This is a genomic window from Candidatus Berkiella cookevillensis, assembly GCF_001431315.2.
GTDB lineage: Bacteria > Pseudomonadota > Gammaproteobacteria > Berkiellales > Berkiellaceae > Berkiella_A > Berkiella_A cookevillensis.
This window is the reverse complement of record NZ_LKHV02000002.1, coordinates 22,165-36,513: the sequence shown is the minus strand read 5'-3', so window position 1 is coordinate 36,513 and position 14,349 is coordinate 22,165. Positions and strand designations below refer to the sequence as shown.

Here is a 14,349-nt window from a genome sequence, read left to right as displayed (position 1 = left end):
ATCATAGGTTTAGGGTGAGATATAGGTGCTACCAACAGAGAGATTTTATGATTGCATTCCATAAAACCAACGACCTTATCGCAAGCGCAAAATCAGACATTCAAGAAGCCCGTATTATTCTTAGTGATCCAGCAAAATTTGGCCAATTAAGCTTCAAAAAATTTCTCAGTATCATTGCGGAACATGAAGATTTAGCGCTTGCAATCTTATCAGATACAGGCATGCAAAATGTTCTGGATGGCTTAGCTTTATCTATTATTGGTAACAAGCATGAGTCTATTGCACGCAAAATCCTAGAAAATCCATACCTTAAAGGAAAACTCTATGCGCCCGATCTCGTTGCACTGGGAAATAAATATGAGTGTATTGCCCTAGAACTACTAGAGGATCCATATTTTTTAGAGCTATTTAGAGAAAACAAATTGAGGGGAGAACACATTGGTCTGTTGGGACAATATTCTAAATTAGTTGCATTAAAAATTCTAAATAACCCAGAATTCATTAGAAATATGGATGGAAGCCATATTGCTCAATTAGGGTTATGCGATTTAGAAATTGCAAACCTAATTTTCACAGATGAGAAACTCTTGTCTAAATTAGACATTGACGATCTCTCAATGATAGGGAAAGCCCATGAATCTATTGCAATAAACATATTAAGTAACCCCAAGCTCGCAAGTTTCTTAGAAGGTGAGAATCTATGTCGTTTAGGTAGGTATCATGAAAATATTGCTGATGCAATATTAAAGAGTGAGCAAGTCAGAGCATTAGGCAACAATATTGGCTTAGCGAGACTTGCTTTAAACAATGTAAACATTGCTATGAAAATATTACACAGCCCTTTTTGGAGTCAATTCTTAGATGGCGTTGCGCTCTCTATTATGGGTGAATCACATGCTGAGATAGCAGAAATTATCTTTGCTGATAATGCGCTGAAATCAAAATTAGATCATCATCAAATCGTTGCACTCAGCAAACACAGCTTAGCAACAGCAGAAAAAATTATTGGTGATACTGAATTATTATCAAAACTGAACAGTTCAGATTTAAAAGTGCTTGGGCAAAATCATGCAAGTATTGCGGCATATATTTTATCAAAATCTGAATTATGGACGAGATTACAGGCAAATGATATCGGTTATCTGGGATTAAAAGACATAAATTTAGCAAGAAAGATATTTGAAAATGATGAATTACGATCCAAAATAGGTGTACATAGCATTGCTGTTTTATGCGCTCAATTCATGGAAATTACTCAGTTTGCTTTGAAAAATAATGATATTTTGAATAATCTGGCACCAGAATATCAATTTCTCCTAAGGCGTAGGCTGGCTTCTGTAGAAGGTGCAGCTCAACTAATAGAGCACGAGGTAGCATTATCCTCTTCTATAACAACACTTTGCTTTTCATTTGATGCCATGTCCACTACCAAGAAAAACCCTGATAGCACACCATCATCAAGTGAAATGGATCCTAAGCCAAGTGCTAAATCAAAATTTGAATATCATTAGTTTATAGTGACAATACATGCATTCTAGCTACCAACCTCGAAGCTAGAAATAGCCACCCCATCTGGTGATATCTGTCCCTTGACTCTGGTAATATGCACAAGCACATTAATTTTCTCTTTCTTAATCCGGCCTAAAACTTTCATCTCAATAAGAAGCGGAATGGTTAAGCGCCAAGTGTAATTTTTTTGCGCATCAACACCTTGGAAGGTTATTTTTGGTATAGATGCAATACTAGACCGAAGGTATAAATCCTGCTCTCTTATTATTAATTCTTGATCTTTCTTTATAAGATAATTCTTTAGATAAGAATTGATAATATCATCTGAAACTTTAGAAAAAGCACCGGGTAAATAAAATTTTCTAACACTTTCAAATTTTTTAAATGTTTGGGCAGTAACTTGATATGTTTTTAAAAGTGCATTAGATGCCCAAAGTATTACTTCGTTGTCATCCATATTTGCTCTATTCAATGGAATATCTTCACCTACTAATGGTATAGATATTTTCGTATCTTGCTTTAGATTTTTTAGAAAATCGCTCTGAGCAATATTAAAATTATCTGTTAATTTAATAAATTTGTTAGAAATCTCTGGTGGACACTCGCCTTTAATTCTTAACAAAAGACTTTCAGCTTTTTCTGTCATTTGAGGTTGTATCTTCTGAGGCACCGTTTTAATGTTTGGCTCAACAAGCAGTAAAAAAAGATAATGCTCATGGATTGCGCCTACACAAATATCAGAAACTGCTTGGTTTGCCCGAACAGTACTTGTCATAGCTATCAATATTAACAGTAAAATTTTTCTCATGAATGTTTTACAGCGAAATGAAGTAATTAAATATACATAAAATTTTAGCATATACCCCTATTGTAAAAATAGGTTACATGTACTTTCTCAGCTAAATAACAATCTTTGCGCCCATAAACGTACATAAGAATTGTAAGATAGCGAAGGCTATATCACAATTTCTTATATTAATAAGGGCTGCTCAGATGCCTGAATCGTTTCTAATAATGTGTTGCGAATGTATGAAGAAATATTTTTTTTATCTTTTATCAAAGAATAGAATTGTATACAAAGCTTGTAGCCTTTTACTTCTCCTTGCTCAAATTTTATATCCAAGGAAGGATTACTCACTTTTTCACGCTTAAGTAATTTATCGTAAAGCCTTTTTTCTTCCGTATTATATGTCTTCTCAATTGTGATAAGGTACTCTTTTAAACCAAGCTCAATGGTAGCCATTACTTGTCTAACATGAGCGTAACTAATACTGAATGGAATAATCACTGTCTCTTCATGAAAAATAAAATCTTCATGATTAAATGTCACAACAGGCTGTAATGTTATTATTGAGTTAGGCAGTTTGACAAGCTTCCCTGTCTTTCTGTAACCCCATTTGGGATCAACTTCTTCTAATGTAAAATAAAATAAACCCAGTATTTTTACAAAGCCTTGATGATGCCCAATTTGAACAAAATCACCCTCACCAAATGAATTACGCAAACTGATAATCAACCAACCCGTTAGATTTAATATATTTTCTTTTTGCGCAATGGTAAGTGCCGCAGATATAAAGCCTATAAATGCTAATATATGCCCAAATCCTTCAACCCATATTTTAGCCAGAATCACAATAATGGTTACGAATAATACATAGCGCAATGTAACTTTTGCGCGCGCCCTCTTTTTATGGTTGCGAATCTTTTTAAAAATAAAGAACTCAAAAATTATATCTGTTGCAATAACAATGGCTATTCCAATCAAGGATTTTATTAAGCTTATATCTAGAAAATTCATAGGCGTCTATTCTCTCTCGTCAAATATGCTCTTGACCTAAATATTCTTTTGATGTCATTTCTTTTAATCTGCTCATTGTCCGTTGATATTCAAATGCTAATTTTTTACCAGTATAGATAACATCATAATTTGTTTGTGCAGAAATAATAAGTGTTACATGATGATCATAAAATTCATCAATCATCATGATAAAGCGTTTTGCAGTATCTTCTTTATATTCATCCATTATTTTGATACCACTAATAATAACGGTACGATATAACTTTGCTATGTCAATATAATCATATTGACTCCTCGGACTCTCGCAAATCTCAGAAAAATCAAACCAAACAATGCTATCAGCTTCCATCACACTTTTAATTTTTCTATCTTGAATGCTAATAAATTTATTATGCTCTCCCTTATTAGGCGCCAAATGATTGAAGTAATTTAGCAAATGTTGCTGCGCACGCTCATCTAGAGGATAATGGTAAATTTGCGCATTTGTAAGGAATAATAAACGATAGTCAATACCATTATCGAGATGAACAACTTGCGTATATTTCTTGATCAATGAAATTGTGGGTAAGAACTTGTCTCTTTGTAAACCATTCCCATATAAATTTTCTGGCTGAATATTCGATGTTGCAATTAACGTAATACCTTGATGAAATAAATGCTCAAAAAAATTAGCCATAATCATAGCATCAGCAATATCGCTTACATAAAACTCATCAAAACAAAGCACTGTAAATTCTTTGCGCCATTTCTTTGCAATTTCTCTTAGAGGATTTTTACTGCCTTGATAAATTTTAAGTTGCTGGTGCACCATCATCATAAAATGATGAAAATGTAACCTCTTTTTCTTTTTAAAGGGTATCGATTGATAGAACAAATCCATTAAATAGGTTTTACCTCTACCAACCCCACCCCATAAATATGCACCTTTAACAGGAGTATCTTTCAAATTTAAAGCCGACAAAAATTTTCTTTTAATCTTCTTTTCTTCTGTAACAAGATTATCAAGAATTGCTTGTAATACATATACAGCATTTTTCTGGGCTGCATCTTCAACAATTTTTTTATGTTGCAAATCTAATTGATAACGATGTATCAGCGTCATATTTTATAACACACCACACCGTATTAATGCAGCTGTTATGGCAACCCGAATGGTTGCACTTAATATATCTTTTCGACCTGAACATTCTTCTTTCAATCTATCAACAATTTTAATTAATATTTCCTCTGCTTCCTTTGTTAAAGTTACTTGCAAAGGCACATTGTTCTTTCTCTCTAACCATTCTTCTTTGATCAGCTCAACATAATCTTCATCATAATACAGATGCTCAATTGCTTGAGAGATCCACTTTCCTTTTTGGTGCCCATTTTTACCATCTCTAGCAAGAAGTTCATTCACTTCTTCTAGCATCTTAACAGGAATGCGTATTGAGAAACGACGTGTAACAGCACCAACTACAATTTTGGGAAGTTTTGATTTCCGTCTAATCGGTGGATTCAATGCTTTTACCATTTTTAACTAGCCTTCTTCATTTGTTCTTTTATTTTTTCCCAAATATGCGTCATCCCTAATTTTTCAGCACCTTCTTGAAACTGCTTTATTTTTCCAGCTTGGATTGCAATATGAATTAATTTCCTTAGCAAATGTATATCCTCTCCTTTAAATACAATTTGCTCATCCTTCTTAGCTGAATTATTTTTCTGAGCAGCCATCTCATTGCTGCCAACGATTCGCTTAACAATGAGTTCTTTACTTTGAAAGCTATTTGTATTTATCTCTTTAAATATTTCTTCAATCCCTTTTCCTTTTAATAAGAGATTACAAATATTAGAAATAGTATCCGCATCGTTATTTTTAATAAGATTATAAGCGTCCTCGGGAGATGTTAAAACCCCAGTCTCAATTGCTTTTATAAAAAGGATATTTTCCTCTTTGCATATTTTTGCGTATTTCTGAGCTTGAGATTTAGAAAGTTTTAGAATATTTGCCAAAGATCGAACAGAAATGGTAGTACCATAATACTGAATTATTTTTCTAATGGCATTAAATTTATCTTTTAATGATAAATCTTCTCTCGCAGAATTTTCTATGTATTGCATTACCGCCTTTTCTTTTGCATCCGGCTCATCAATAATGTTGGCAGCAATATATTGAGCATTCATTACATAATGCGCTAAAGTTCTCCTTTCTCCTGCTAATACAATATATTTACTTGATTTCTCATATACACAGATTGGCTGCATTAATTTTTCTGGCGCGCGAATTGTTGAAGCAAGCAAAGCGATGGAGAAATAATCCTGTATTTTCTGTTTTTTATTCTCATCTCGCTCGAAAAACTGTTTTAATTGCTCCTTAAATTCATCTTGTACTTCATCATCAAATGGCTTTTCAGGAAGCTTGGGGCCAGCAACGATATCTTTGATGTCAATAGCCAACTCTCGAGGATTATTAGGATCAAGTGCAATAGAGGATATAGGTAAATATTTAGCATTCAAAAAATTTATTTTAGAAAGTTGAGCATTGAGGCTTTCAACAAACTCAGCAGCCCCCTTAGCATTCCCTGCGGTCGAAGAACTACTCTCTACCTTATTGGGTGCACGCGCCAAAAGAGGTTTGCGTTTTTTTGATTCTTTCTCAGGTTTCGCTATGCTCGACATGATTCTTTCATCCCTAATGCTTCAAAGCCATCTTCAAACACACTCATAACCTCTTTAATTTCTTTTGTCATTCCCAAATGATGACCAAATATTTTCTTTTCAAGATAAAGACACATCGCTGTTGCTTGAGCACGAGCGGTATCTGTTTTGGGCAGTTGGAATATACTTTTAGGTTTTGCACTAATACCATCTCTTGTTGGAAAAGCGGTTAAAAGGCTTAACCAAGAAGGCCAAGGAAACAGAAAATCTTCATGCCTTTCAGAAAGTTCTGCCAAATACTCTTTATGTAATTTAAGATTTCTCACCTTATTTGGAAGCAAGCCAACCAAATTCAATTGTGTTTCTCTGTCTCTAGAAAAATTCTCCCTTTTTATAGCATTCAACATCTGTGTAATACCTTGTATCGCTTTATCTTCTGGCTCAAAAGGCACAACAACATGAGTTGCTGCATGCAAAGCTGATCGGAACATTACATTTTTGCTAGGCCCTGTATCTAGCAGGAATATATCATATGCATTTTGCACATCTTCCATTTCAAAAAATTCTTTCAATCGTTCTTTGGCATTCGGATTTATTCTGCCATCCTCTTTAGAAATCAGCGCATTATTAATCTCTTCAATACGCACAGGATGTCCACACAACACATCGACTAAACCACCTTTAGCGAAACCGTCATGAATCCATGAAGGGTAAGGCAAAACAGCCTCACCATAAAAAATATCTGCAATAGACGAACGTTCATTAGCACCAAGATCTTCTGAAAAATCAGGATGCTTTTTTATTAAAAACCCAGCCTCATTATCATCATTAATATAATCTACCCCAACAAAATGTTTTGTTGTATTACATTGTTCATCTAAATCAACAAGACATACTCTCATTTTCCGAACAATTGAAAACCATTCTGCTTCAGTGCTTGTAACTGTGGACTTCCCTACCCCACCTTTCTGGTTCATGGTGGCAACAATTGGAATTTGTGTTGGCATATTCTCTCCGCCCATTCATGATGCAATGCAAAAAAATATTTAATGCATACGTATGCATTTAGTATAATCGCTTTTCATGTATATACAAGCCCCTTCTTTCACACAATATTCTATATCTACTCAACCAATACCCTCTTCATTTAAACACAAGCTTAATTTATAAAACTAAGGTGTGTGTCCAGTCACTGGACAATCTATCTAATAGGCATAACACCTATAGCTACACTATATTAATAATTAAATAAACGATCCTCTAAAGAAGCTGTAGCAATAAAATTATCGACGCCTGTCCAGTGACTGGACAAGCCGCAAAGCCAAATCCTTTGGCCACCATTATTCATCATGACTATATTGAAGCCTTAAATCGATTGCTCAAAATTACTCAGCACTCCCATCCTTTCCTCAACAATTCAACACAAATGTGTCTAACGAAAGAATCAAAATATGGCTAGCGCTATAACACAAGGCTGACATTGTTTGATGATGTCCAGTGACTGGACAATTTGATCAAGCCAAGAGCATCATTTACCATATTTTAATGACTCGGAGGCATACATTCCGATCCTTTATTGCCGAGCCACGTGGAGAAAATTATACGCAGATACTCGGTATGCTTTCTGCATTTCTTAATGCCAAACTGTCCAGTCACTGGACAATCTGATAAAACCAAGAACATCATTCCTCATATTTAAATAGCTTGGAAGCAAATACTCTGCGCCTTTATTGCTAAGCCACGCGGAGATGCCCATGTACAGATACCTGGTACACTTTCTATATTTCTTAATACCGCGCTGTCCAGCCACTGGACAATCTGGGTGAAACCAAGAGCATCATTCCTCGCATTTTAATGACTTGGAAGAATACATCCCTATCCTTTATTGATAAGTCACACAGAGAAGATTATGTGCATATATCTTGCGCATACTTTCCTAAATTTACCATGCCAAGCTGTCCAGTGACTGGACAGCTCTCTGCAAATACAAAATAGGCTCATTACCGTATACATTACTCTCAATGAGTAGCAGCTAAAATTTCCAACAACATAGCAATAAGTCAATTCACAAAAATGCGGGCAGGGCTGTCCAGTCACTGGACAATATAAAACATGAAAAGGCTTATAAAAAAAATGACAAATGAGATCAGTAAGAACGGCTTGATGCAGACAATAGATAGCATTAAAACTTCCAAATGATACTCATGCATTTAACAAGCACTATTCACAACAAAGAAGATCGATACCCCAAAAGCAATTGAAATAGCAGCTCGTGTCCAGTCACTGGACAATAACAGATATATCGAATTTAGAATTAATTATGAGTGTTCACTAAAAAAATTCTATCTCATGGTATTGCGATTAGAGTATTCAGAAGAAACAGGTAACTGTTCTGTAATCATATATAAATCTCTATTTATTGTATGAGTAATAATCATTAAAAAATAGTATTGCAATTATCGTATGCATTTTTAAAAAATATAAAAAAATTAAACTTTTGATAATTTTCATAAAATTCTCAAATTTTAGATATTAATTTTATAAAAATTATTGAAATTAACAGGAGATACTTTTGATTTTTTTTTTGAAATTTTGATTTTTTTTCAAAGTCTTATACTATAAAAGTAGAATTTATGAATGCTATATCAGAGGAATATATGATTTAAGGAATTGTAATTAAAAAAATACATAATATTTAAGCCCAGCTGGCACTAGGCTTAAATCATTTAATTCGCTAAGAAGCGAACTGCATACTTAGACTTTATGAGCGTATCAGTTTCAATTCTTGGCGTCAAAGGAGTTTTGCGCCTTGAAATTGCAAGTATCATCTGACACTAAGAAAAAACCACAAATATTAGCCATTGCTTCTAATAGAGTAGAGGAGTGGTTCAATGAATCATGGAAATGGTTAGCACGCCTTAGAACCGCTATATTGATTCGCGTTTCTCATAGAAAACGCTTGTCTACACGCACTATGCGTCATGATCAGCGCCAAGCAATTTCTAAGCTACTTCATGTTTTGCTTCATTATCTTGATCTCAAAACAATGCAAATAGGTTTCTATCACGATGAATCGCAAACCTTTGTTCACTTAACTTTAGAGTTTCTTGCTAAGAAAGCAAATTTACCATTAAGGCGTGCTCAGCGCGCCATGAGTTGGTTATATGAATCTGGATATGTCAGTGGTTTTAGACAATCATCTTTTGATATACAAACCGGCGAATATACTCATAAACCCTCTATTCGAAAGGTCAACGAGAAATTATTATTTGATCTAGGAATAACCACATATGCATTACAAAAGGCACGAAAACGTTCCAGTCAGCAGCAACAAAGAAAAATGCTAACCCGCATTATTCCCAATCAACTTACCTCTACCACTACAAACCAAAATAAAGATTATCTACAAAAAGAAGTCGATCATTTAATAGCGCAATTTACACAGCAATCATCAGAAGAAAGAAATAAAAAAATAGCGCTTCGCCAGTCAAAATTACATAAAATGACACTACTATTTCCGAATTTAAGTCAAAATGAAATAGAGTCTATGCTGCCAGCCTCCTACTAAGATACTTCTATACACAAATCTTTATTCCTAATCTATTTTCTATTTATATACACTCATTTTAAAGAAAGTTATTGATGTTTTCTGACCAATTCCTCTTTTAATCATAAGCAGTCCATTATTACTAACAAGTTATCTCTGTTTATTGTCGCCCTTAAAGCTGATGTATATCTAATAATTAATCATATAAATATAGATTTATAATTTGTTATTAATTATAGTTCGCTCTTAACATAATAATTAATGCCACTCTAACGTATCAGATAATGTGCTAATTCTTTATAATTTCTAAAAAAGCATGTTACTAAAGCATACTCCCTTCACTGTATCAAGTTAACTAAATATTAAAATGAACAAAGGAAACATCAATGGAAAACTCTCGATTTAAGTTAGTTCCCGGGAGGATTTTAGGTCGTAATTATCGAGTACTAAGCTATTTGGGTAATGGCTGGGAAGGAGAGGTTTATAAAGTAGAGGAGTGTAGAACAGGGATCATACGTGCAGCAAAACTATTTTATAAACATTGTTATGATTTTAGTAAACCACATATTTACTACGCTCAAAAATTATACCGTTTAAGAACATGCCCAATTATCATTCAATACCATAATCAGGATGTTGTAACAGTCAAAAAAGAACTTGTAGATTTTTTAATATCAGATTATGTAACAGGGGAAGTATTATCAACTTTTATCAGTAAGCAAAAAAATAAACGACTACAGCCATTCGAAGCTTTGCACTTGTTTTATGCTTTAGTGCAAGGCATTGAACATATTCATTTCCAAGGTGAGTATCATGGCGATCTGCATACTGATAACATTATGGTTATACGCAAAGGACTCAATTTTGAAGTAAAATTGATTGACTTACTACATTTAGGTAGACCAACCCGTGCGAAAATACAGCAAGATGTTTACGATTTAATCCAAGTACTGTATGAAATGATTGGGGAACAAAAATACTACCATATGATGCCAGATTATATAAAAAGCATTATATTAGGAAGAAAGAAAAATTTGATTGCTAAAAAATTCAAGATGGCAGGGCATCTAAGGTTACATATTGAAAATGTAGATTGGTAAGGTTTAGGTAAATAAAAATATGGCTAATGTAAGAGTTTTATTATTTCCGCTATCTTTGGTTTTTCTAGAGATTGCGACTTACTTAGCCAATGATATGTATTTACCAGGATTACCAACCATTGCAAATGAATTTAATGCATCGCAAGATTTTGCCCAGTATACTTTGCTCGTATGGTTTTTAGGCTCATCCTCTTTGCAACTCATAACAGGACCACTTTCAGATAGATATGGCCGTAAAAGTATATTACTCCTTGGTAGCTTATTATTCACTTTCTCATCATTCATTTGTGCAGTGACTGTTGATATAACCATCTTGTTGATAGCTCGATTTATTCAAGGCAGCACAATATGTGCGGTTGTGGTATCTGGGTATGCTGCTGTGCATGAGCTTTACGATTCCAAAAAAGCAATAAAGATAATAGCTATTATGGGGGCTGTAACTGTTTTGGCACCTGCTTTAGGGCCATTAGCGGGAGCTATTATTATTGAAATAAGTAATTGGAGAACAATTTTTTGGATATTATTTATCTGGGGCGCTTGTGCAACTTGTTCTTTAATATTTTTTATGCCGGAAACAAATACCCAAAGGCTTACAATAAATGTCAAAGAAACTATAAAAGATTATCTACGAATATCTTTCAGAAAAAAATTCTTAACGTATATGTTGCCCTATAGCTTTCTGTTACTTGGCTTTATATCTTGGATTGTAGAAAGCCCATTTATTATTTTAGAGACGTTAAACAGAAGTAGTATTGAGTTTGGATGGATACAGGTTCTTGTGTTTTGTGTCTTTATTATAGGTGCCCAGATAACCCGCATTTTGATTGAAAAGACCAGTTCAAATTTTACGATTACAATAGGCCTAACGTTGGCCTGTGTTGGAGGAATACTATTAGCACTGTGTGGTATTGCATATTCTGAACATTTATATTTCATGGTTCTTTGTATGATGATAATTTCACTGGGATCATCTATTGCATTTGGGCCATTAAATAGAGGTGCAATAGATGCGTGCAATGAGCCAATGGGTAGAAGAACGGCCATTTTTTCAACCTATGTATCGTTATTCGGCGTTTTTTCTGTATTATTAGTGACAATATTTAATGATAAGACAATATCAAATCTATCCTTTCTTATCTCTGCAACTATATTACTTGCGAGTGGCATTTATTTGAAAATGAATAGATCATTGATGCAAGACTAGTTAAATTACTAGTGTATCTAGAGAAAAGAGAAGGTGAGGTAATAAGACGACTTAGGTTTTGCTTAAGGTGCAACTGAAGCACTCTTTGTAATCCTGCCGGTGAAACTTAGATTGTCACCATAGGCTTCAGTTGCTATGTTAAGTCTAACAAATTATTTTCAAGTTTCCAAATCATTCATGTAAGCTAGTTGAGGTTTTATTGTATCTGTTAGCTAATCTTGCAATATCTCAAAGAAAGGAATTACTCGTTATTGTTCATATTTTTTTATGAAGACCAAGCTCAGATCTGAGGAAAACATGATTGATGATTTTGTTAAAATAGTTTTTTAATTCTGGAATTTGATCGTTCTTTATCCCCAAAATATTTTTATGAGAGTATAAATACTCGTCCTTAAATAGTCTTAATGCAGTAAATATAATCAGTTCACTTTGTTTAAGTTTGAAAGGGCTGTAATGCCTATCATTCCTTTCCATAAAATAGCTGTTCACCTTATGTAGAAGCTGATTCTTGGTTACATCTTGATTTTCTGAAGAGCCAGATATGAAAGATAGGCATAGTAATAGTACAAACAAAATATTTAAGCTAACTCTAAGACAGAGATAAAAAACTTTCTTTGCTCTTCTAAGGCTGCGACAATATTTTTTGCGTCCCTAAAGCCATGCGATTCTCCTTCAAAAAGAACATATTTTGTTTTAATTCCTTTTTCTTTTAAAGATAAATACATTCTTTCAGATTGTTCTGGTGGAACAATTTTGTCCTCTGTTCCTTGAAAAAAGATAACAGGGCTTGATAATTTTTCTGTGTGATAAATAGGCGATCGATCGTAGTATTTTTGTATAGCTTCAGGATAAGGTCCGATGAGTCTATCTAAATATTTGGACTCAAATTTATGTGTTTCAGTTGCGAGTGCTGCCAAATCACTGACGCCATATGAGCTAGCACCTACCTTAAAAAAAGTGCTAAAAGTTAATGCGGATAATGTTGTATATCCACCAGCACTGCCGCCACTAATGGCAATTTTATCGTGAGCAACTCTTTGGGTCTTGATCAAATACCTTGCTGCTGACACACAGTCTTCAACATCATATATGCCCCAATTTCCTTCTAAACTTAATCTAAATGCTCGACCATAGCCTGTGCTGCCGGCGTAATTAACATCAATATAAGCAAATCCTCTGCTTGTCCAATATTGGATCTGTAGGTTTAAACCTGTAGAGGCGCTGGCTGTGGGCCCGCCATGACTTTTTACTATGAGAGGAGGGAGAGTATCATTATTGAGATATTTTTTATTTTTAGGTGCATAGAAGTAAGCATAAGCAGTCCGCTCTGAAGTGCAAGGGAAAGAAATATGTTCAGGTTTACTCACATAATCTGGATCAATCGAAAGCGTGCCACTGGTTTTGATTGTCTTATATGTAAAATCAGGGTTAAGAGAAATAATCTGTGTTGGGCTCTCAGAATTTCCAGCTATCATAAATAATTTTTTCTGATTGGTTCTTATTTGTGTAAGCTGGGTAAAAGGTAATTCAATTTGTGTAAGGTGGTCATCTTTAAAATGCCATAACTTATTTGTACCACCCTCTGTTGAGATGCATAGGATGTTATTTTGAAAATATACCCAGGTGGACATATTTAAGATCCAAAGAGGTAAGCCTATCTCTGCTTTTATGGAAAAGAGAGGGGTAAGAGAAAGATTTTCTACTTTATATAAATTCCACCAATTTTCTTTATCGCTCACAGTGATTAAATGATTATGTTTGTCCCACTGCGGTTGAAAAAATGATTGATTGGCGTTGTTCGCTTCAATTCTTTGTACATGAGATAATCCTGCATTGCTAAGCTTTGCTATCCATAATTCATTATTATTCCAGGGCATATTAGGGTGATTCCATGATATCCATGCAATATGTGTACAATCTGGGGTAATTGAGATATGTGCATAAAAGTCATGTTTTGAATGTAGAGGTGTAATTTCTCCGCTACTAATATTAATGCAGGCTAAATAATTTATGGGTAATTGATTGGGGGTATGTTGTTCTGCAATAGCGATTATCCCATATGGTGTTATATGTAGATCTGCAAAGCGAGTTCCTGGCTCTGTGATAGCGCTTGGAGGCATTCCTGGTAGCATTTGATAGATTCTTTGGTCTCTATCATTCACAAAATAGAGTATATTCTTATCTACGGTAAAGGCTTTACCGCCATACTCATGTACACGAGTTCGAGCACTATATTCAATGGGTAAGATATCTTTGTTGCTCGCCCCATCTTGGCTGCAAACAATCGCATAACGTCCTTGCTCTAAAGGGCGCATTTCAGACCAATAGATGTCATTGCCATCAACGACAAGATCTTGGAAGCTAATAAATTGGCCTGCGACCATTGCCGCATCAATGGGAGATTCCCAGTTACCAAAAGGAGCAGTTATCATGAGTTACCTTTTTATAAAGAATGCTAAATAATAAATACGCTATGACATGAGCTAGATTTTTGCATAAAAATCCGCTAATTGACAAAAGCCAGTGCTCTTTGCAAGAATGCTTTCTTATCTTT

At 34.4% G+C, this 14,349-nt stretch carries 12 protein-coding genes; 5 read left to right on the top strand and 7 right to left on the bottom strand.

Annotated features, from left to right (window positions below; translation table 11 throughout):
• The first annotated feature begins 47 nt into the window (after positions 1 to 47).
• Entirely contained in the window at positions 48 to 1,511 is a 1,464-nt protein-coding gene (locus CC99x_RS12760; protein ID WP_057625421.1) for a hypothetical protein, read from the top strand.
• Positions 1,512 to 1,534: 23 nt separating this feature from the next.
• On the opposite strand, the gene CC99x_RS12755 is transcribed toward CC99x_RS12760, so the two are convergent.
• From CC99x_RS12755 to CC99x_RS12730, 6 genes are all read right to left on the bottom strand, one after another.
• A complete protein-coding gene (locus CC99x_RS12755) occupies positions 1,535 to 2,155 on the bottom strand; it encodes a DotI/IcmL family type IV secretion protein (RefSeq protein ID WP_158003235.1) in 621 nt (206 codons plus the stop codon).
• Positions 2,156 to 2,479: 324 nt separating this feature from the next.
• Positions 2,480 to 3,307 carry a mechanosensitive ion channel family protein gene (locus CC99x_RS12750; RefSeq protein ID WP_057625423.1) on the bottom strand — a complete coding sequence of 276 codons (828 nt, stop codon included), beginning with the start codon at positions 3,305 to 3,307 and terminating at the stop codon, positions 2,480 to 2,482.
• A 19-nt stretch (positions 3,308 to 3,326) separates the two neighbouring features.
• A complete protein-coding gene (gene zapE, locus CC99x_RS12745; RefSeq protein WP_057625424.1) occupies positions 3,327 to 4,409 on the bottom strand; it encodes a cell division protein ZapE in 1,083 nt (360 codons plus the stop codon).
• A gap of 3 nt (positions 4,410 to 4,412) precedes the next feature.
• Positions 4,413 to 4,820, bottom strand: coding sequence for a hypothetical protein (locus CC99x_RS12740; RefSeq protein WP_057625425.1), 408 nt, complete (start codon positions 4,818 to 4,820; stop codon positions 4,413 to 4,415).
• 2 nt (positions 4,821 to 4,822) lie between these two features.
• The gene (locus tag CC99x_RS12735) at positions 4,823 to 5,965 is read right to left on the bottom strand and encodes a ParB/RepB/Spo0J family partition protein (RefSeq protein WP_057625426.1); all 1,143 of its coding nucleotides are present in this window, start codon (positions 5,963 to 5,965) and stop codon (positions 4,823 to 4,825) included.
• The gene (locus tag CC99x_RS12730; protein ID WP_158003236.1) at positions 5,953 to 6,951 is read right to left on the bottom strand and encodes a ParA family protein; all 999 of its coding nucleotides are present in this window, start codon (positions 6,949 to 6,951) and stop codon (positions 5,953 to 5,955) included. The genes CC99x_RS12735 and CC99x_RS12730 overlap by 13 nt, the downstream gene beginning before the upstream one ends.
• 293 nt (positions 6,952 to 7,244) lie before the next feature.
• Between CC99x_RS12730 and CC99x_RS12725 the strand changes: the two genes are divergently transcribed.
• From CC99x_RS12725 to CC99x_RS12710, 4 genes are all read left to right on the top strand, one after another.
• Positions 7,245 to 7,403, top strand: coding sequence for a hypothetical protein (locus tag CC99x_RS12725; RefSeq protein ID WP_158003237.1), 159 nt, complete (start codon positions 7,245 to 7,247; stop codon positions 7,401 to 7,403).
• A gap of 1,350 nt (positions 7,404 to 8,753) precedes the next feature.
• On the top strand, positions 8,754 to 9,512 hold the full coding sequence (locus tag CC99x_RS12720) for a hypothetical protein (RefSeq protein ID WP_057625428.1): 759 nt from the start codon (positions 8,754 to 8,756) through the stop codon (positions 9,510 to 9,512).
• Between the two features lie 365 nt (positions 9,513 to 9,877).
• A complete protein-coding gene (locus CC99x_RS12715) occupies positions 9,878 to 10,591 on the top strand; it encodes a protein kinase domain-containing protein (RefSeq protein WP_057625429.1) in 714 nt (237 codons plus the stop codon).
• 19 nt (positions 10,592 to 10,610) lie between these two features.
• Entirely contained in the window at positions 10,611 to 11,795 is a 1,185-nt protein-coding gene (locus tag CC99x_RS12710) for a multidrug effflux MFS transporter (RefSeq protein WP_057625430.1), read from the top strand.
• Positions 11,796 to 12,373: 578 nt separating this feature from the next.
• On the opposite strand, the gene CC99x_RS12705 is transcribed toward CC99x_RS12710, so the two are convergent.
• Positions 12,374 to 14,227, bottom strand: a complete 1,854-nt coding sequence (locus tag CC99x_RS12705; RefSeq protein WP_057625432.1) for an alpha/beta hydrolase family protein — start codon at positions 14,225 to 14,227, stop codon at positions 12,374 to 12,376.
• Between the last annotated feature and the right edge of the window lie 122 nt (positions 14,228 to 14,349).